This window comes from Microcoleus sp. MON2_D5, from assembly GCF_036701905.1.
Classification (GTDB): Bacteria; Cyanobacteriota; Cyanobacteriia; order Cyanobacteriales; family Microcoleaceae; genus Microcoleus.
In genome coordinates this window covers 50,333-68,282 of record NZ_JAUBRM010000023.1, presented here as the reverse complement: position 1 = coordinate 68,282, position 17,950 = coordinate 50,333, and the positions used below count along the sequence as shown (strand labels likewise).

The window sequence follows — 17,950 nt, the reverse complement described above, 5'->3', positions numbered from 1 at the left end:
CTGTTGAATCATGCTAAACCGCGAAGTGGCACCCGCTGCTTTTGCAAAACCTCAGAGTACAGCTTTTCCAACTCAGTAATATTCTGACTGAGAGTGTAGCGGTCGAGCGCCCGTTGGCGTGCTTTTTGACCAAGCAGCATTCCCAACTCAGGATGATCGCAAAACAGCGGCAGCAAAGTTTGCAACTGACTCCGTACCCGCTGAGTGTTCAAAACTATCCCCGCGCCTTCCTCCAAGGCCTCGCCGTCAGCACCCGCATCCGTTGCCAAACAAGCTAAACCGCAGGCCATGGCTTCCAGCAGCGACAGCGACAGTCCCTCCACCAAAGAAGGCAAAATAAATACGTCGGCACCCCGCAGAATTTCGATCCGGCGTTCCTCCTCGGCAACAAATCCGAGCCACACAATGCCATCATCTTCGCCGTAAAACAGTTGCAGCGAGGCGGCTAGGGGCCCGTCGCCTACGATCGCCAATACGTTCCCAGGGCCAAAATTGCACTGTTTCCATGCCTTGAGCAAAGCCTCGACATTTTTCTCCTGGGCAATGCGGCCTTGGTAAACAAAAATTCGATCGGCTTTTAATTCCGACTTCAACCCCGAAGGCCCTGGAGAATATTTAACAGCATCCACGCCGTTGGGAATCACTGCCACCCGTTCTTCCGGCACTCCCAAGCGCACCAAAATATCCCGCTGAATGTAAGAAAATACGATCGTCGAGTCGTAGTTCGCCAAAAACGGAGCGTAAAGTTGATACATCAGGTGTTGGGTTCCCGATGTCAAATTCCGCAATTTGCGATCGAACGGCGGGTGAAAAGTCGCCACCAGAGGCAAATTCAATTCTTGACAAATTTCCGGCAGCAGAAAGTCTAAAGGCGAAAGCGTCAGGGAAGCGTGAACCACATCGGGTTTCAGCCGCCGCAGAGATTTCATCAGCACTGTGCGGGACTTGAGAGTGGGAATCGTATAAATTTGCGACTTGTAGTGACAGGGTAAAGAGACTTCGTTGCAACTAGCGGGCGATAGCGAATTGGTAAATGAGGTTTGAGCAATTCCCTTTCCCCATGAACCATTTGCCATGTTCCACCCCGTATTGTTCCTGTCCAGCGGGCCCGCTTCTTGGGCGAAGTGCAGGAAACTGACCTGGTATCCCCGGTCTAGTAGTGCGTTGGTGACTTCCCTGGAGTAAGTGACGTTACCGCAAAAAGGTGATTTTTTTCCTAGCCAAGCGATGTGCATTCGAGTAAATCAGAGTTTGTTATTTTTTAGCTTCGATCGACTTTGCTATTACTGCTACGGGAAATATACCAGGTTAAGACACCGCCAGCGATCGCTAATCCTGCTAAAGCCAAAAATACGGTCGGCAAACCCAGAAATGTTTCGGCTACCCCGGCCAAAGCCAAGGGTAAACTCAAAGCGATATTAGTGGCATTGTTTTGCAGCCCGAAGACTTTTCCGCGCATTTCTTCTGGGGTTTCTGCTTGAATTGTAGTCTGCATCGGCACTCCCACCAATGAGGCAAATAAACCCAACAGGGTAATGAACAGCACCGAGAGCCACAAATGGTGTGTAAATGCAGAAAGGCCCATCAGAGCAAGTGCCATGCCGATCGATCCGATTAAACTCAGTTGGGAGTGAGACAATTTATGGCCCAGATAGCCGACTGTCGCCGCCCCAGTAGCCATGCCAACCCCCACCGCCGCCAGCAAAAAGCCAAATTGTGATGCTTTCATACCGGGGAGGATTTCTGCCAGCCGCACTGCTAGAACTGCCAAGGCTGCAAAAATGGAAAACAGAATAATTAGTTGAATTAAAGCATTGCGGACTTTCGGTTGATCGTTGATGTAACGCAGGCCGTCTTGCAAATCTGCTAGGGGGTGTGGCGCTTCGTGTTCGGCATCGTTTTTTTCGCCTGTTTTCATCGACAGCAACAGCACTCCGGCGAAGGCGTAACTTCCGCCTACTACTAATTCTTTGCCGATTCCCAGTCCGCCGCCGAGGTTGGTAAATAGGGTGTCGGCTAAAGCTAGTAAGGGTTCTCCGACTGCAAAGCCAATAATCACCGAACCCATCATGGTTGTGGTGTAGAGGGAGTTTGCCGATAGCAGGTGGCGGCGTTCCACAATTAGGGGAATCACTGACTGTTCTGCTGGGGCGAAAAATTGAGTTAGGGTCGAGACTAGGAATGTTACTAGCAGCAGCAAGCAGAATCCGAGCGGCAGTTGACCGAGTTCCCACCCGTCAGAGAGCCACAGCAGCACGGGCAATGTTAAAACAAAGCCTCCCCGCAGGAGGTTTGTGGCGACCAGCACTGCTTTTTTCGACCAGCGATCGACATACACGCCCGCGGCGGCTCCGAACAGCACTGCGGGAATGGTAAAGGCGATCATGATTGCCGATACCCACCTACTGATGGTTTGATCTGGCGCTTGAAAGCGGCTGGCCACGAGGGCGATCGTCAGTACCAGATAAACTTTATCTGCTAGTTGGGAAAAAACTTGCCCGCTCCACAATGCTAGAAAATTTGGGTTTTTGAGCACTGGCAGAAATCCTGTTTCTTTTTCGGGAGTTTCGGCTACTGCTTCGGAGAGTTCTGCTGCTGGCTCTGGTGTGGGAACCGGGGGGATTGCTTCGGGTTGTTGGCTTTTGCCGTTGCTGGAGTCTGTTTCGGGAGTTGTGGGATATTTATCCATTTCTGGGTGTTCGACGTTGCTCCATTGTCGATCGGCCAAGACGGGATCGGAGCGAAAATCGGGAAAATTTTCTCGTTCTTCCATTTTGTGGTGGGTCACAGCTAAAACAGATATTGTCAAATCAGAATCGGACAGTCGCATCATAGGATTTGGGGGGGATCGCCTGGGATGGTGGAGGTTGGGGGGACGGGAATTTCAAATTGAGGTGTTAACCCCTAAGTTTATTAATAATCTCGTAACTTTATCTCTATCTATTATCTGATGTCGCAACAACCTTGAGAATTTACCTGAAATGGCCGGCTGGTTCGGGTATCCGGCAGGCTGGGGGTGCGATGTACGATCGCCCGTTCACCTATTTAACTCAACACTCAAAATTTAAAACTCAAAACTCTCTAGGTAGGTGTCGATCGAGCTTCCCGAGCGAATCATGCAACCTAAATGATACTGGGCATATTGTCGCAAAATATTTTCTACTGATACCCAAGTTGTTCGATCGGCAATCCCCTCTCCTAGTTCTGGACTAGCCAACTGTTGCAGCGCTGCTAATTCCTTAGCATTAATCTCGAAATTTGTCAAGTGTTTGCTGCTATTCATTTGGCGGGAACGGGAGGGGGATTTGTACAAGCTACCGGTTTGTGAAGAGAGTTCTGCCTCTAAGTTAGCTAGTTCGGACAAGCTGAAGGTTCCCCCAGAGGGTATACTAAACCCGGTTTGCCAGTTCGGATCGGTGAAGTTTGGGATGAGCGGCTGTCTGGTGGCGCAGCAAACTTGGACTTGGGGCGCGAGGCCGGCTAAAGCTAGCAAGTGAAAAATGCCGTGGCTGAGGTGGGCGACAAGCACGGCGGCGGATTGGATTTCTGTGCGATCAGACAAACGCTCCAAACGGCTCAAATGTTCGCCCAGCAACCAAAAGAGTTCTTCTTGGGGCTCATCGGAAAGGGCGCTGGCGATCGCCAATTCGGCCAGATATTGCGCGGCGGAGAGTTTCCCGAGGTTGCGGCTCAAACCCGGATGGGATTGTACAGTGTCGGCTTGGGTAATTTTGTCGAGCGATCGGCCTTTAGCAATTAGCAATTCGTTAACGACAAATAATTCGCTTCTACCGCCAATGGTCGATCGTTGTTTGCGAACACCCGGTGCTACGGCTCGAATTAAGCCGAATTCCCGCGTCAAAACTGTCAGCACTCGATCGGATTCGCCGATCGGCGCACTCTTGAGATTGATTCCAGTTGCTTTGTAAGTTCGAGTCACTCGATTTTAGATTTTAGATTTTAGATTTTAGATTTACTACAATACTTCGGACAGTTTCATTGTCCTCGTTGGTCGCTCAACCTGGAACAGTCATTCTACTGTTGGCAATCAAAAACAGTCCGAAGTATTGTTACTAGACACTAGCAAAAACAGTCCAATAGGCAGAACTTTTAGTTGTAGGGTGCGTAAGGGCGCACCAATTCCCAATTAGCCATGACCAATTAGCCATTGCTAATAACTAATAACTAATGACTAATGACTAATGACTTTTATCTAAATTATCGCGCTGGCGGAGTAATTCGGGGCCGCGAGAAGTCCCCAAACGAGTTGCCCCAGCTACTACCAAATCTAGAGCTTGTTCGTGAGTACGAATTCCGCCGGCCGCTTTAATCCCAATCCGTCCCTTCGTAACTTCCTTCAGCAGTCGCACATCGTCAACTTTCGCCGGGCCAAAAAAGCCAGTGTTCGTTTTGATGTAGGCGGCACCAGCTTCCATACAAATCTCAGCCGCTAATTGTTTTTCGGGATCGGAAAGAAGCGAACTTTCGATAATTGCTTTGATGGTGAGATTGGTTTCTTCGCAAATTTGGGCTAATTCCCGGTGGAATTCGTCGATTCTTCCAGCTTTCAACAATCCTAAGTTAACGGAGACATCTAACTCTACGGCTCCATTATCTGCAGCTTCTAGAGCTTCGTAAACTTTCACCGTTGAAGTCGAAGCACCGGTGGGAAAACCTATAACTGTACAGACTTTGGGACGTTTGCCGTGCAGCAGCTCAACTGCTTGTCTGACGTAGGCGGGATACACGCAAACTGTGACAAACCCAAATCTCTCTGCTTGTTGGCAACAGTATTCTACTTGCTCTGGTGTAGCGGTGGGGTCGATCAGGCCGTAGTCGATCAAGGGGGCAATATCGATGTCTGCCTGGTTTGCAGCCATTGCTGTTTTTTCTCCGAAGTAACTACTTTATTAAGTATGTATCGAATTTACCCATTTTTGACCAAAAGCAGCCTGGGTACAACCCCCCGAATTCATCCGTTAGGTCACTTTCTCCAATTCTTCAATTCTTCAATCGATTGACTTTACTCCGGGTTCTAGCAAGTATAAATACTCAATTCGCTGCTCGTAAAAACTCTTGTGGGAATTTGTTTACAGATTTATTTAAGAAAAAAATATTTTCGTATCTCCCTTTAGATATATTTTTTATCTTTCTTTAGGTATACTTTGTTAAAAGAGTTGCGGTAGAGCCTGCGTCAGCTACGCTAGGGCAGAGCCTGGTAGCGGCTACTGTTTTTACTTTTAGTAGTGCTTTAAAAAAATAAAAGCCAGTGCCAAGCATGAATCATTTAGAACTCGAACAAGAAATTGGGAAGATGGCTAGAGCGATGATGAGTCGCAATAGCTTAATTGGTAAAGATTTGATTGCGGATCTCAGAGGGCGGCTGTCTGTTGACAGTGTAGCGGCTTTGATGATTGTCAGTATTGAGCGTTTGATTTGGTATGACTGCGAGTCCGTACTCTGGAGTTTGAGTTATTTGATTCCTGCTGACGTGATGGAAGAAATTCGCCGGATTACTGCGCTGGTTGTTTGCCAGCGGTTGATGGGCAAGGGTTTTGTGCTGGGCAAAGATTTTAGTATTGATGCAACAGGTCAGTTGCTGTTGAGTGAGAATGCTAAAACAGCGGTTGTGGTTGCTTGAATAGGGCAAGCAGAAGTTCGATCGCACTGTGAGATTTGCAGTTAGACTTGGGGCGCCCTAGGACTCTTTGTGTAACTGCAAACCTAATTCGGGATGCGGTGGTTAGAGTTGCGCGATTCACGTAGAGTTAAGATTCGCAGCAGCTCTAAAAAACGATGAGTGCGGTTAGATAAAAGAGCATTTTAGCAGAGGAAAATAGTTAGTTTCGACCACAAATTGTTGAGGTTGTTACGGGTAGTTTGTACGGGCGATCGCCCTGTATCAAAAGTTTCCGATTTTTAGTGGAATTACCGTTTTACTCCCAGTAGGATTTGAGATAGAATCATCCTTAAGATAGATACGAAATATTATGAACTTAATTCAAAACTTGGAAGCGGCTTGGTACTACCACCTGGGTTCGCGTCACCTCGAAGCTAACGATGATCATGGTGCTCTGGCGAACTTTAACAGAGCTTTGAAGTTGCAATCAGATCATTATAAGGCTTGGTTCGGCCGAGGTATGGCTCTGGGGAAATTAGAACGGCACTTAGAGGCGCTGAAGAGTTTTGATGAGGCCTTGGCGGTGGAGCCGAATGCGAGCTTTGGCTGGCACAACCGGGCTATTGCTTTAGGAAAGTTGGGCCGCTGGTTGGAGGCTCTCAACAGTTTTGACCGGGCTCTGGAGTTCAGTCCGTGTTCGGGGAGTATTTGGCACAACCGGGGACTGACGCTGATCGATATGGGGCTGTACGAGAAGGCGGTTCTGAGTTTCGATCGCTCTTTAACTTTGCACCCGGAGGCTGCTTGGGCGTGGTACAACCGAGGTAATGCCTTGTTGGAACTCAAGCTTTACTATCAGGCGCTCAACAGTTTTGAACGGGCGATCGAGTTTAAGCCTGACGACGCGAAGGCTTGGTACAATCGCGGTCTAGCTGCGAACTATATGGGACTTTACAAACAAGCAGTGGCTAGTTTTAGCCGATCGATCGCTCTACAACCGGGCAGAGCCGAAGCGGTGGGCGAACGGAGAGTTGCTTTGGAGAAATTAATAGGTTTAAATCAGAGAAATGCCAAGTTTACTCCCACATCTGAGCGTCCCTTTGAAGATTATTTGATTTGGTACAACCGGGGTGTGGAATTGGCGCGAAAACGCTGCTACTCTGAGGCGATTGCTTGCTACGAAACAGTCTTAGAAATAAATCCTGATTTTGCTAACGCTTTTTACAATAAAGCTTGCTGTTATGCGCTACTGGGGTTTGCTGATTTGGCCCTTGACAATTTGCAGCGGGCTGTTGAGTTTATCCCTAATTTATACCGAGAGCTAGCTTTAGCTGACTCGGATTTAAGCTGCATTTGGAAACAAGAACGTTTTGAAGCGCTGATCCAAGGTTAATGTTACGCAAAAAACAGCTCGCCCAATTGGGGAGCTGTTTTTTTGGGTGGCGCAAATTCGATCGCTCGACAGTATTTGTGCAATCTTTGCTATTGCAGAGAAACTCGGATTGAGGGCTTGACCGGCCTCTTGGCAACTACGATTACCCGGTAGGTTCCGGACTCGGGGAGTTGAGCAAAAGTTTGGCCTTCGCCTTGATCCAGAAGTTGTCCCGACGGAGATTCGATCGCCAGATCTAGATTTTTTTTGTTAGCTGTCACCCTAATTGTCTGCCCCTGCTTGCCTTGAACCGTGATGGGCTGGATTTGGTAGCCGGACATTTTGAGTTTGATTGTGGCTTGTTTTTCCTTGAAGGCTATGGGAATTGCGCGATCGGGCCTATAAGTCCACTTGGCGTTAAAGTCGCGTCCGAGTACGAAGCTGGTGGTTTCACCTTTCGGGGTAACTCGCACGCGGTAGATGCCGGACTCTGGCAACTGACCGACCCACTGATTATCTGTTTTTTCAATAACCCCCATATTTTCACCATTGGGACTGTACAGTTCGGCTGTCAGTTTTCCCGCCCACAGGGAGAGAGTGAGTTCTCGCCCTTTGACGCCTTCAAAAATATAAGTGGTGGGTTGGTTGATGGTTTCTCGGATTTCCGAGGTTGACATTCGCTCGATCGGTTCGAGGTTGGGAACTGATTCAGAGGTAACGGGTTTGTTAAGGGTTTCTGTAATTTCCGAGGCAGCCATCAGCTCGCTCGGCGCAATTTTGGGGGCTACTGGGCTGGCAAATACTGATTTTGCCGTCATCATGAGTAGCATTCCAGTCAGTAAAATTAGTTTTTTCATGTCGCACTTCCGAAGGGGGGTAAAGAGTTGTATATGGTTACTTGTGTTTGCCTGTTTTCACCGGATTAAATCTGGCGATCGCACAGAGGCTACAGGAGCATCTAGGATACACGTAAATATCCCGTACTGGCACAAAATCTGCTGGTAGCAAATTGGCAGTGCGGGAGCTAAGTAGTAGCCTCAGTTTGTCGGGACATTTTAATGATACTCCTTACGCATAATATCATCACGGAATATTAGTAATTTTGTCGAGGAAAATTAAAGCTTTTTCCGAGGATCTTGCTAAAGAAATGCCCCCACCCAAAAAACGCGGTGTCTGGGATTCGGGCTCTGCCTTGCTACTATAAAACGGCTAGCACCCCCACGGGGTGAAAGCCCGTAGTGTTACTTCATTTTTGACGATCGTCTAATTATGTAGGGCGCTGCAAACCGCACATTACCATATTTGTAGCGCGTGCAACCCTTGTTTTTGTAAGTTTTAATACTGTATTTTTCTAGGGCAAATTTAGTCAGAAACTCTCATACAAACGAGTTTCTTACTGCCAAATCCGCCCTCCCCCACGAGGTTAATTCCTATTACGAACCTGCCAGGATTTGCAGATAAGCTTGTACTGTTTTGGACAAGCCCATTTCTAGGGCTTCCGCAATTAAAGCATGACCGATTGATACTTCTAGTATATCAGGAATCGAGCAAAATTTAGCTAAGTTTTGCAAATTTAAATCATGTCCGGCATTCACTCCCAAACCTGCTGATTGAGCGGCTTGAGCTGCTAAGACATATTGTTGAAAAACAAATTCTACTCTACCTTCGCGAAAAGCAGTCGCGTAGGGTTCCGTGTACAATTCTACTCTATCTGCTCCAACTTCTTTTGCTAGCGGCATGAGAGCAGCATCTGCGTCCATAAACAAGCTGACTCTGATGCCGTGGTTTTTTAATTTTTCAATGATTGGTAAGAGCAGATCGCGATTTTCGGGAATATTCCAACCGCTATCCGATGTTAGCACGTCTGGAGCGTCCGGGACTAAGGTACACTGAGCCGGTTTTACGTCGCAAACTATATCCATAAATGGCGGCTGAAACGGATTTCCTTCTATGTTAAACTCAACGGTTAGCATTTTAGCTAATTCGTAAACATCGGCAGCTTTGATGTGCCTTTCGTCGGGGCGGGGATGGACTGTAACGCCATGAGCTCCGGCAGCAATTACTGTTTTTGCGGCTTCCGTAACGCTGGGGATACCGATGTTTCGAGAGTTTCTGAGGAGGGCGATTCTGTTGATGTTAACGCTGAGTTTAGTCATGGGATGTTACTCTTTAAGGTTGATGCTACTATGTTAATCGCTTTCGGTACGAAACCTTGAGCCTATTGCGTTCGTGTTAGGGTGTTATCCCAGTAAAAATTAGCTTCTGCAAGCGGTAAACTTTCTGCAAAAAAAGATTCAGCTATTTGCTGTTTGGCTGCCAAATCTTCAAGGTTGGCAATGCAGAAAAGCGGTGCGATGCGATCGACTATTTGGGGCGGGAAATCTCGGGTGAAATATTTTAGTTCAAAGTCGTATCTGTGGGGACGGTAAATCATGCCCAACAGTTCGACTAAGGGGAGAAGCGTCCAATTGTGATAGTTGCCGATCGCATCTACTAAATGTTCGCGATAAATCTCTTTTTTAACCAGAGCTTGCAGCAAATCGAAACGGATTTTAATTTCGTTGAATCGGGTTTGCATTTGGGATAAATGATGGTTTTTATCCAAAAGATGGGGTACAGCTAGATTAGCTTTGTCAAAGGCGATCGGGACTTGTCCGTGTCTCTCTATTTCCAGAAAATCGTTGCGGCTGCTGCGCCGAAAAACGGCAAAATCAATTAGCAAAGACGGCGGGGTTTCTTTGAGCCGCCAGAAGCACTGCGATTGACCGTGCCAAGCGGGTTCGGGAACTCGATATTTGAGTTCGATGTCGGCAATTTCGGCGAGGGCTTTTTCAACAATCTCAAATGTTTCTTCCACGCAGTTATCTTCAACCACAACGGCAATATCGAGGTCTGACCACTCGTCGGTGTATCCGTGGGCTGCTGAACCTCCTTGCCACAAAGCGAGAACAAAATCTAAAGGTTGTAAGGTAGAAACAATCTTTTCGAGAATGATTTGTCTCATGGAATCAAGCTATACTGTTTGTTTTCCCTGGCTTGCACAAGTTTAACAAACGATCGCGTGTTGAGATTGCTCCGCTACAGTTGTCCGAGGATTTGCTAATGCTTCCGGTTGTGCACTGCTGCCAAAAATTACACGGTAAGCTGCAAGGGAAAGTGGCAATCTTTGGGAAAGTGCGATCGCCCGCGATTGAAAATCAGCCTTATATTGTCAGAATCAGAAACTTGCCCGCTGTCCGGTAACATGAGAAAGGATTAATTTTTAACAGCGCGGCATGGCTACTATTTGGGAACTCGACTTTTACAGCCGTCCAATCCTAGACGAGCGAGAGAAAAAAAAATGGGAAGTGTTGATCTGCGAAAGCCCGCTGAATGTAAGCGACAAGGCCGAATCTCTGTTTCGCTACTCGCAATTCTGCTCCAGTTCTACCGTGAATTCCCTGTGGCTGGCGGGTGCAATTAAAGAGGCGATCGCCGCAGCACCGAAACGGCCCGAAAAAATCCGCTTTTTCCGCCGCCAAATGGCGAACATGATTACTAAAGCCTGCGAGGACTTGGACATTGCCGCCGCCTGCAGCCGCCGCACCCTCGCCCTCAGCCTGTGGCTGGAAGAACGGATGCAAGACGTTTATCCCGCCGAACCGGGCTATCAAGCGGTTGTGAACCCGAGCGTTCAATTTGTACCCGAAACGCCAGTTGCGCTGCCGGATGCTTTAATCGGCGAAAAATGGGCGTTTGTGAGTTTGCCACTAGCAGCTTTTGACGAAATGTCCGAGTGGGATATCGGATTTGGCGAAGCTTTCGGACTGCCGATGACACGCCTCGCCCCAGAAACGCAAATTCCGGGACTAATTATCTACTCGTCGAGAGCAACAGCCCTGGCAGGTTGGATGTCGGGCTTGGAGTTGGCTTTTCTGAAATTTGAGAGCGGCCCACCCGCTAGGCTGGTATTAGATACGGGAGCTAACGATCGCTGGATTTTAGCTAATCTCAGAGACGCAGCAACTGAGAGAGAAGGGAAAGGATTTGAAGCCGCTAAAAAGCAAGCAAAAAAAGTACATTTCTTAGCAATTCAGTCGAACCCCGATTCGGAATCTTTTGCAGGATTTTGGCTGCTGCACGAACTAACTATTTAGTAGCTCGCTTGGCAATAACTGATATCGGGCAGCATTCTCAATCAGATTTAAGCAACCGGATTTTTTTAGGGAAAATCTCGGCTTTCAGAGCTGAATCGCAGTAAAAAAGTCGGTTTCTGACCGCAGCCAAAAACAGATACCGTCCCACGTACTCCTGTGGTGGAAATATCAAAATTTTAGATTCTAGTTCAAGTTCCCAGATTCATCTGTGGAGTAAATCTAAAACCTAAAATCTAAAAGCTAAAATCGACGCTAAGCGGTTGGCAAGATGCAAACAATCACAAAGGCGTACAATCTTGCGATGGTGCATTCCACCAGTTTCCCCAAAGAATCTAAATGTATGCCCGCGATCCAAACCCATACCCAGTAAGTTATTGCCAATTCTTTAATCGAAAATCGAAAATCGAAAATAGTATTACCGATCGCCCATTACCAACCACCGAGAACAATGACCAACCAGCAATCAGCAGAACAACTGTTAGAACTAGCCACCAAAGCAGGTGCAGAAGCTGCTGAGGTATTGGAATCGCAATCGCTGTCAAGGCCGGTGTTTTTTGAAGCAAACCGCCTCAAACAGCTAGAAACCGCCCAAGCAGAAGGCATTGCACTGCGGCTGTGGCGGGATGGGCGACCGGGTTTGGCGGTGGCCTACGGGCCTGTGGAACTGCAAGTTTTGGTGGACAGGGCGATCGCGCTTTCACAACTCAACGAACCGGAAACCATCGAACTCGGCACCGGTGAGAAAGTTGTTTATCCCGATCGCGGAGTGTCGGTGTCGGCCGAACAGCTAGTAAACTGGGGAAAAGAGGCGATCGCGATCGTCCGCGAAGCCTATCCAGAAAGCCTCTGCACCGCCGAACTCGACTGCGAAATCGAGAGCACCCGCTTGGTGAACACCAGAGGCTTGGATTCCAGTCACACCGACACCACCCTCAGCGGTTACTTATCAGCAGAATTAGTGCGGGGAGAAGATTTCCTCAACATTTGGGAAGGCGAAACCGAACGCGGTACTCTCGACTTAAACACCAGCGCCAGGCGAGTTTTGCAGCGTTTGGAATGGGCGAAAGACAATGTAGCCCCCCCCACGGGCCGCGTGCCGGTGCTATTTACAGCCAAAGCAGCCGATTTACTGTGGGGGACTGTGTGTGCGGCGTTGAACGGCAAACAGGTACTCGAAGGCGCTTCGCCTTGGAACGATCGATTAGGCCAACAAGTGACATCGCCGCTTGTCACCCTCTCGCAGCAGCCGGATATCGGGCCCTATAGCTGTCCTTTTGACGACGAAGGTACTCCCACTCGGGCGATCGTCTTTATCAACAGCGGAGTGTTGCAGCTATTTTATACCGATCGCACCACCGGTCGAGCCTTGGGTAGCGGCACCACCGGCAACGGATTTCGCCCGGGTTTAGGCAGCTATCCGACACCGAGTTTGTTCAATGTTTTGATTAAACCAGGTTCGCTTTCGCTAATCGATTTAATCGCTCAATTAGACGACGGAATTGTAGTCGATCAAATGCTTGGCGGCAGTGCCGGAATTTCCGGAGATTTTTCTATTAATGTCGATCTCGGCTACCGAGTCAAAAAAGGTCAAATAGTCGGCAGAATTAAAGACACAATGGTAGCTGGCAACGTCTACAGCGTCCTCAAACAATTAGTAGAATTGGGAGGAGACTCTGAGTGGAACGGTTCTTGCCACACACCGTCTGTAATTGTAGAGGGATTGTCCGTCATCGGCAAGAATTAAAGGCAGTTGGCAGTTGGCAGGTAGCAGTTGTTAGTAGTCAGTTGTTAGTAGTCAGTTGTTAGTAATCATCAATCATCAGTCAACAGTCAACAGTCAACAGTCATCAATTCCCAATTCCCAATTCCCACACATAATATGCGTATTTGTTTTATCGGCGATTCTTTTGTAAACGGTACTTGCGATCCAAAATGTCTCGGTTGGACAGGACGGATTTGCGCTGCCGCTTGCGGACAAGGACACGATATTACCTACTACAATTTAGGAATAAGGGGAGAAACCAGTGCCGATATAGAAACTCGTTGGTTGAGCGAAGTTTCTTGCCGCTTACCTCACTACAGCGACGGCAGAATCGTATTTTCCTTTGGCGTCAATGACACTCACCTAGAAAAGGAAAAAAATCGCATAGAAGTTGACAAATCAATTGAAAATGCCCGAGCTATTCTCACGTCAGCTAAAGAAATATTTCCAGTATTAATGGTAGGGCCACCGCCAGTTATCGATGCCGATCGCACAAGCCGGATTGCCAACTTATCCGAACAGTTTTCCCAAGTTTGCCGCGAGTTAAACGTGCCTTATCTAGATGTGTGCACCCCGCTGCAAAACTCGGAAATTTGGCAAAAAGAACTTACCGAAAACGATGGCTCCCATCCCCGCGCCGCCGGTTACGCTGAATTGGCTAAAATAGTTCACAATTGGAGCGGTTGGAAAGCTTGGTTTAAAAATATCAATATATCAGAGCAAAAAACAGTAACGCTGTTCCGAGCAGTGGGAAAAAAAGAAATGGAACTGATTAAAGAAAGCGATTTTATGGAATTTCCGCCGCGCTTATCTTTTCAGCCTACTTTTTATCCCGTGCTTCAAAAAGCCTATGCCATACAAGTCGCGCGAGATTGGAATACAAAAGATGCAGCATCGGGATATTTCGGCTATGTTACCTGCTTTCGAGTGGCGGCAGAATTATTGGAAAAATATCCCGTACAAACTGTGGGCAGTTCTAGTCACCAAGAATATTGGATTCCCGCAGAAGAATTGGTCGAATTTAATCGCAATATAGTTGGAAAAATTGAAATTTTTGCTGAATATCAACCCTAAACTAGGAGCGAAATATGCTGGACTTCAATCAATTTGAAGTTGTGAGTTTTGACTGCTACGGTACTCTGATAGATTGGGAAAGAGGGATATTGCCCGCCTTGAAACAATTACTGTCAAATCGGGAAATTGATTTCAGCGATGACGGCATTTTAGAGCTTTTTGCTGCGGTTGAATCCGAACTAGAAAACGAGAATCATTCTTATATAAAATATCGGGAAATTTTGCAAGAAATAGTTAAAAAGTTCGGTAAAAAATTGAATTTTGCACCTACAGAAACAGAAATAAACTGTTTGGTTGATTCCGTCAAAAATTGGCAACCATTTCCCGATACCGTTGCAGCCTTGGAAGCACTAAAGCAGAAATACAAACTGGCAGTAATTTCCAATATAGACGATGACTTGTTTGCTGAGACAGCCAAACACTTAAAAGTTGAATTCGACTGGTTGATTACTGCGGAACAAGTGCGATCGTACAAACCGTCAACTCGCAACTTTGAAATAGCCCTAGAAACAATGGGAATTTCTGCTGACAAACTCCTGCACGTTGCTCAGAGCATCTATCATGACATTGTACCAGCCACATCCATGGGAATCTCAACGGTTTGGGTAAATCGCAGACACGACAAAACAGGATTTGGGGCGACACTGCCGGCAGTTTCGGCCAGCCAGACTTGGAAGTGCCCGATTTAAAAACATTGGTGGAGGCTATAGGGTAAACAACCGCAGATAGCTAACAGGCGGGACTCCCGTCCCACAGATTAACGCTGATTAATTCATCAGCGTTAATCTGGGTGCATCTGCGGTTAAAAAATCCCTCAAATCCTAAATGAAAGTGAAATAAGGTTGATCGAGATTCAAATCCATCACCCCTTGCACCGTCGCAATTAAATCGTCAGCTTGACCGGGTTTTTTGAGGAAAATGCTAGTAACATTCCCCGAAAGCGACAGCGAATAACTAGCCTTAATTCCCGAAAGGACGATCGCATCCTCTGCCGAATTAAAGTCACTAATCACAGCATTACCATCACCCGAGTAGTAGATTTTATCACTATCTCCCAGCAAGAAACGGTCTTTCCCTTCCCCGCCGGTCAAAGTATCAAACTCCCCAACTCCTGGGTTAGTAGCAATCGGATCGATACCTGCTAAAGTATCATCCCCAACGTCACCGCTAACAACATCATTACCGCTGCCGCCGAGCAAGAAATCCTTATCTAACTGACCGAAAATGCTGTCATCTCCCGCATCGCCGCCGAGAGAATCATCGCCCTTTCCACCAAAAATTATATCGTTGCCGTCTCCTCCCAAAACAACATCCAAGCCTTTATTTGCGTACAGCGAATCATTACCGCCGCCACCTAAGATGCCGTCGGAAGCTTTACCGCCGTAAACAATATCATTGCCATTTCCAGCATCTATAAAGTCGGTGCCACCATTGCCCAATAGCGAATCTTCGCCGTCATTGCCCTGGATATTATCAGCACCATCTAAGCCGAAAATCGTATCGTCTCCTGCTAAACCATCCAGTGCGTCAGCTTGCGGAGTTCCGAAGAACAAATCGCTAAGCGGCCCGCCGTTGAAAGTAGAATCAACGGTAGTATTCGGACTCGGAATCCCAATTGCCGGTGTTAAAATTTGGGGGCCGCGAGGTGTGGGAGTTGGGGTAGGTGTGGGTGTGGTTGTGAGTGGGGGTAGAGATGGAGGAACAAAGCGATCGAGAATAGTATTTCCCGACAAACCTGCAACAGTTTCGATAAATCCGCTGCCGGGGCCATTGTTGGTTGGAGAATCGAAGAAATTGAGAATTTCGATGTCATCTGCGGCGTTGATTTTACCGTCTTGGTTGATGTCTACTAGCAAGCTAGTACCGCTGCGATCGACTCCAACTTTACCGGGACTTAGAAATAAAGCTGCGGTAACACCCGTGACAACCAGGCTGTCAGTGCCGGCACCTGCTTGAATCTTGCTGGCGGCGGATTGTGTGGGTTCGAGGATAAAGGTATCGTTGCCGCCGCCACCGGTGAGAATGTCCGCACCGCCGTTACCGATTAAGCTTTCATCGCTGCTGCTGCCGGTGATGGTATCAGCGAAAGCTGTACCGATGATAACTTCGATACCGGTGAGAGTATCAGTACCTTCGGCTGTGGAACTTCCCGCCGCGAGATTGATATTCACAGGACTCGGCAGAGTACCATAAGACACCGTATCGATACCGGCACCGCCGACAATGCTGTCATTGCCCAAACCGCCATCTAGAGAATCATCTCCATCGCCGCCGTCGAGAGTATCATTGTCTTCGTTTCCGAACAAAAAGTCATTGCCGGCACTGCCAAACAAACTGTCATTCCCTTCAGCCCCGTACAGAGAATCTTTGCCATCTCCTCCATTGATAATGTCAGTACCTTCACCGCCCCAAAGGCTGTCATCACCGGCAGCGCCTACCAGAGTATCGTTACCTTCGCCGCCGTCGAGGGTGTCGTCGCCATCGCCGCCGTCGAGATAGTCGTTGCCAATCCCCGTACCGAGAATTACGTCACCCTCGGCCTCACTAATCACAATGAGCTCGTCGCCGTTCAACACATCATTGCCAGCGTTGCCGAACAGCGAATCATTGCCTTGATTGCCGTCAATCTCATCGTTGCCGGCCAATCCGTCAATGCTGTCATCGCCACTGCCACCGGGAAGGAAATCATCTTCAGGAGTCGCCTTCAGCGGGAAACTTTTGAGAATATCGGCCCCTGAGAGATTGCCAACTTGTTCGATAAAACTATCTCCTTGTTCGAGATTTGGTTCCGCGAAGAAGTCGAGAATCAACAAGTCGTCAGTCGCGTTAAAAATCCCGTCCTTGTTGAGGTCAATTTGCAAGTCAGTATTGAACTCGCCACCCCGCGTCACGCCTGCCGTACCGGCGGCCAAGCCGATCGCCAGCGTGAGACCATTGAGAGTTAGACTATCGGTGCCGTTGTCGTCAGCAATGATGCTGCCCCCTGCAGAAGTAGCATTTAACACGTAGAAGTCATCGCCGATGCCGCCAAAGAGACTATCGGCACCGCCACCGCCTTCTAGGGTATCGTTACCCTGATCTCCATAGAGTGCGTCATTACCAAGGCCGCCATTGATACTGTCGTTATCTTCGGCGCCGCTTAGTTCGTCATTGCCGTCACCGCCTTCTAGGGTATCGTTGCCGTCACCCCCATCTGCAATATCGCTGCCGACACCGCCAGAAATAGAGTCATTGCCTTCGTTGCCAAATAAAGAGTCATCGCCGGCATCTCCTGTGAGGGAGTCGGCACCGCTGCCGCCCAAAGCTTGGTCATTGCCGTCGCCGCCGGAGAGCAAATTATTGCCCAATTCATCGTCTAGGAGGTCATTTCCCGCGCCGCCAATTAGGCTGTCGTTACCTTCGTCGCCATCTAAGTAGTCATCGCCGGCATCTCCTGTGATGGTGTCGGCACCGTTTCCGCCTAAAACTCCGTCATCGCCGTCGCCGCCGGAGAGCAAATTATTGCCGAATTCATCTTCTAAGATGTCATTTCCCGCGCCGCCAAACAGGCTGTCGTCACCTTCGTCGCCATTTAAGTAGTCATCGCCGACATCTCCTGTGATGGTGTCGGCACCGTTTCCGCCGAAAACTCCGTCATCGCCGTCGCCGCCGGAGAGCAAATTATTGCCGAATTTATCGTCTAAGATGTCATTTCCTGCGCCGCCAATTAGGCTGTCATTTCCTTCGTCGCCATTTAAGTAGTCATCTCCGTCGCCGCCAGAGAGGGAGTCATTTCCTGCATAACCCAAGATTAAATCCTTACCTCCGAGGCCGTCGATGGTGTCGTTTTGAGCGCTACCTTCGAGGAAATCATCGCCCTCAGTTGGAGTCGGACTTGTCGGAGTCGGACTTGTCGGAGTCGGAGTTGTCGGAGTCGGACTTGTCGGAGTCGGACTTGTCGGAGTCGGAGTTGTCGGAGTCGGACTTGTCGGAGTCGGACTTGTCGG

At 48.4% G+C, this 17,950-nt stretch carries 16 protein-coding genes and 1 pseudogene; 8 read left to right on the top strand and 9 right to left on the bottom strand.

Annotated features, from left to right (window positions below; translation table 11 throughout):
* Positions 1 to 8: 8 nt before the first annotated feature.
* The 4 genes from QUA47_RS10845 to deoC form a co-directional block, all read right to left on the bottom strand.
* The gene (locus tag QUA47_RS10845; RefSeq protein ID WP_333404945.1) at positions 9 to 1,235 is read right to left on the bottom strand and encodes a glycosyltransferase family 4 protein; all 1,227 of its coding nucleotides are present in this window, start codon (positions 1,233 to 1,235) and stop codon (positions 9 to 11) included.
* 26 nt (positions 1,236 to 1,261) lie between these two features.
* Positions 1,262 to 2,833, bottom strand: coding sequence for an MFS transporter (locus QUA47_RS10840; protein WP_333430744.1), 1,572 nt, complete (start codon positions 2,831 to 2,833; stop codon positions 1,262 to 1,264).
* Positions 2,834 to 3,064: 231 nt separating this feature from the next.
* Complete coding sequence (gene recO / locus QUA47_RS10835; protein WP_333430743.1) at positions 3,065 to 3,940, bottom strand: DNA repair protein RecO; 876 nt, start codon at positions 3,938 to 3,940, stop codon at positions 3,065 to 3,067.
* A gap of 259 nt (positions 3,941 to 4,199) precedes the next feature.
* Entirely contained in the window at positions 4,200 to 4,880 is a 681-nt protein-coding gene (gene deoC, locus QUA47_RS10830; protein ID WP_333289011.1) for a deoxyribose-phosphate aldolase, read from the bottom strand.
* Positions 4,881 to 5,278: 398 nt separating this feature from the next.
* On the opposite strand from deoC, the gene QUA47_RS10825 reads away from it, so the two are divergent.
* Entirely contained in the window at positions 5,279 to 5,641 is a 363-nt protein-coding gene (locus tag QUA47_RS10825) for a hypothetical protein (RefSeq protein WP_006635303.1), read from the top strand.
* A gap of 349 nt (positions 5,642 to 5,990) precedes the next feature.
* The gene (locus tag QUA47_RS10820) at positions 5,991 to 7,013 is read left to right on the top strand and encodes a tetratricopeptide repeat protein (RefSeq protein ID WP_333430742.1); all 1,023 of its coding nucleotides are present in this window, start codon (positions 5,991 to 5,993) and stop codon (positions 7,011 to 7,013) included.
* 89 nt (positions 7,014 to 7,102) lie between these two features.
* On the opposite strand, the gene QUA47_RS10815 is transcribed toward QUA47_RS10820, so the two are convergent.
* From QUA47_RS10815 to QUA47_RS10805, 3 genes are all read right to left on the bottom strand, one after another.
* Positions 7,103 to 7,849, bottom strand: a complete 747-nt coding sequence (locus tag QUA47_RS10815; protein WP_333430741.1) for a hypothetical protein — start codon at positions 7,847 to 7,849, stop codon at positions 7,103 to 7,105.
* 576 nt (positions 7,850 to 8,425) lie between these two features.
* Positions 8,426 to 9,148 carry a pyridoxine 5'-phosphate synthase gene (locus QUA47_RS10810; RefSeq protein WP_333430740.1) on the bottom strand — a complete coding sequence of 241 codons (723 nt, stop codon included), beginning with the start codon at positions 9,146 to 9,148 and terminating at the stop codon, positions 8,426 to 8,428.
* A 62-nt stretch (positions 9,149 to 9,210) separates the two neighbouring features.
* A complete protein-coding gene (locus tag QUA47_RS10805; protein WP_333430739.1) occupies positions 9,211 to 9,996 on the bottom strand; it encodes a nucleotidyltransferase domain-containing protein in 786 nt (261 codons plus the stop codon).
* 98 nt (positions 9,997 to 10,094) lie between these two features.
* Here QUA47_RS10805 and QUA47_RS10800 point away from each other — a divergent pair, with 98 nt between their 5' ends.
* The 5 genes from QUA47_RS10800 (at position 10,095) to QUA47_RS10780 (ending at position 14,653) form a co-directional block, all read left to right on the top strand.
* A complete protein-coding gene (locus QUA47_RS10800) occupies positions 10,095 to 10,235 on the top strand; it encodes a hypothetical protein (RefSeq protein ID WP_333167734.1) in 141 nt (46 codons plus the stop codon).
* 32 nt (positions 10,236 to 10,267) lie between these two features.
* Complete coding sequence (locus QUA47_RS10795; protein ID WP_333404933.1) at positions 10,268 to 11,128, top strand: Tab2/Atab2 family RNA-binding protein; 861 nt, start codon at positions 10,268 to 10,270, stop codon at positions 11,126 to 11,128.
* A 448-nt stretch (positions 11,129 to 11,576) separates the two neighbouring features.
* Positions 11,577 to 12,872 (top strand): TldD/PmbA family protein, encoded by a 1,296-nt coding sequence (locus QUA47_RS10790; RefSeq protein WP_333430738.1) that lies wholly within the window; start codon positions 11,577 to 11,579, stop codon positions 12,870 to 12,872.
* A 135-nt stretch (positions 12,873 to 13,007) separates the two neighbouring features.
* On the top strand, positions 13,008 to 13,964 hold the full coding sequence (locus QUA47_RS10785) for a GDSL-type esterase/lipase family protein (RefSeq protein ID WP_333430737.1): 957 nt from the start codon (positions 13,008 to 13,010) through the stop codon (positions 13,962 to 13,964).
* A gap of 14 nt (positions 13,965 to 13,978) precedes the next feature.
* The gene (locus QUA47_RS10780; RefSeq protein ID WP_333430736.1) at positions 13,979 to 14,653 is read left to right on the top strand and encodes a haloacid dehalogenase type II; all 675 of its coding nucleotides are present in this window, start codon (positions 13,979 to 13,981) and stop codon (positions 14,651 to 14,653) included.
* A 132-nt stretch (positions 14,654 to 14,785) separates the two neighbouring features.
* Here QUA47_RS10780 and QUA47_RS10775 read toward each other — a convergent pair whose 3' ends face one another.
* Together QUA47_RS10775 and QUA47_RS30975 are read right to left on the bottom strand one after the other, a co-directional pair.
* Positions 14,786 to 16,969 carry a calcium-binding protein gene (locus QUA47_RS10775; protein WP_445302503.1) on the bottom strand — a complete coding sequence of 728 codons (2,184 nt, stop codon included), beginning with the start codon at positions 16,967 to 16,969 and terminating at the stop codon, positions 14,786 to 14,788.
* Positions 16,970 to 16,984: 15 nt separating this feature from the next.
* Positions 16,985 to 17,815, bottom strand: a pseudogene (locus QUA47_RS30975) (calcium-binding protein); the annotation flags it as partial.
* An 11-nt stretch (positions 17,816 to 17,826) separates the two neighbouring features.
* Here QUA47_RS30975 and QUA47_RS30970 point away from each other — a divergent pair.
* A partial coding sequence (locus QUA47_RS30970; RefSeq protein WP_445302502.1) for a pentapeptide repeat-containing protein occupies positions 17,827 to 17,950 on the top strand: 124 nt, incomplete at its 3' end.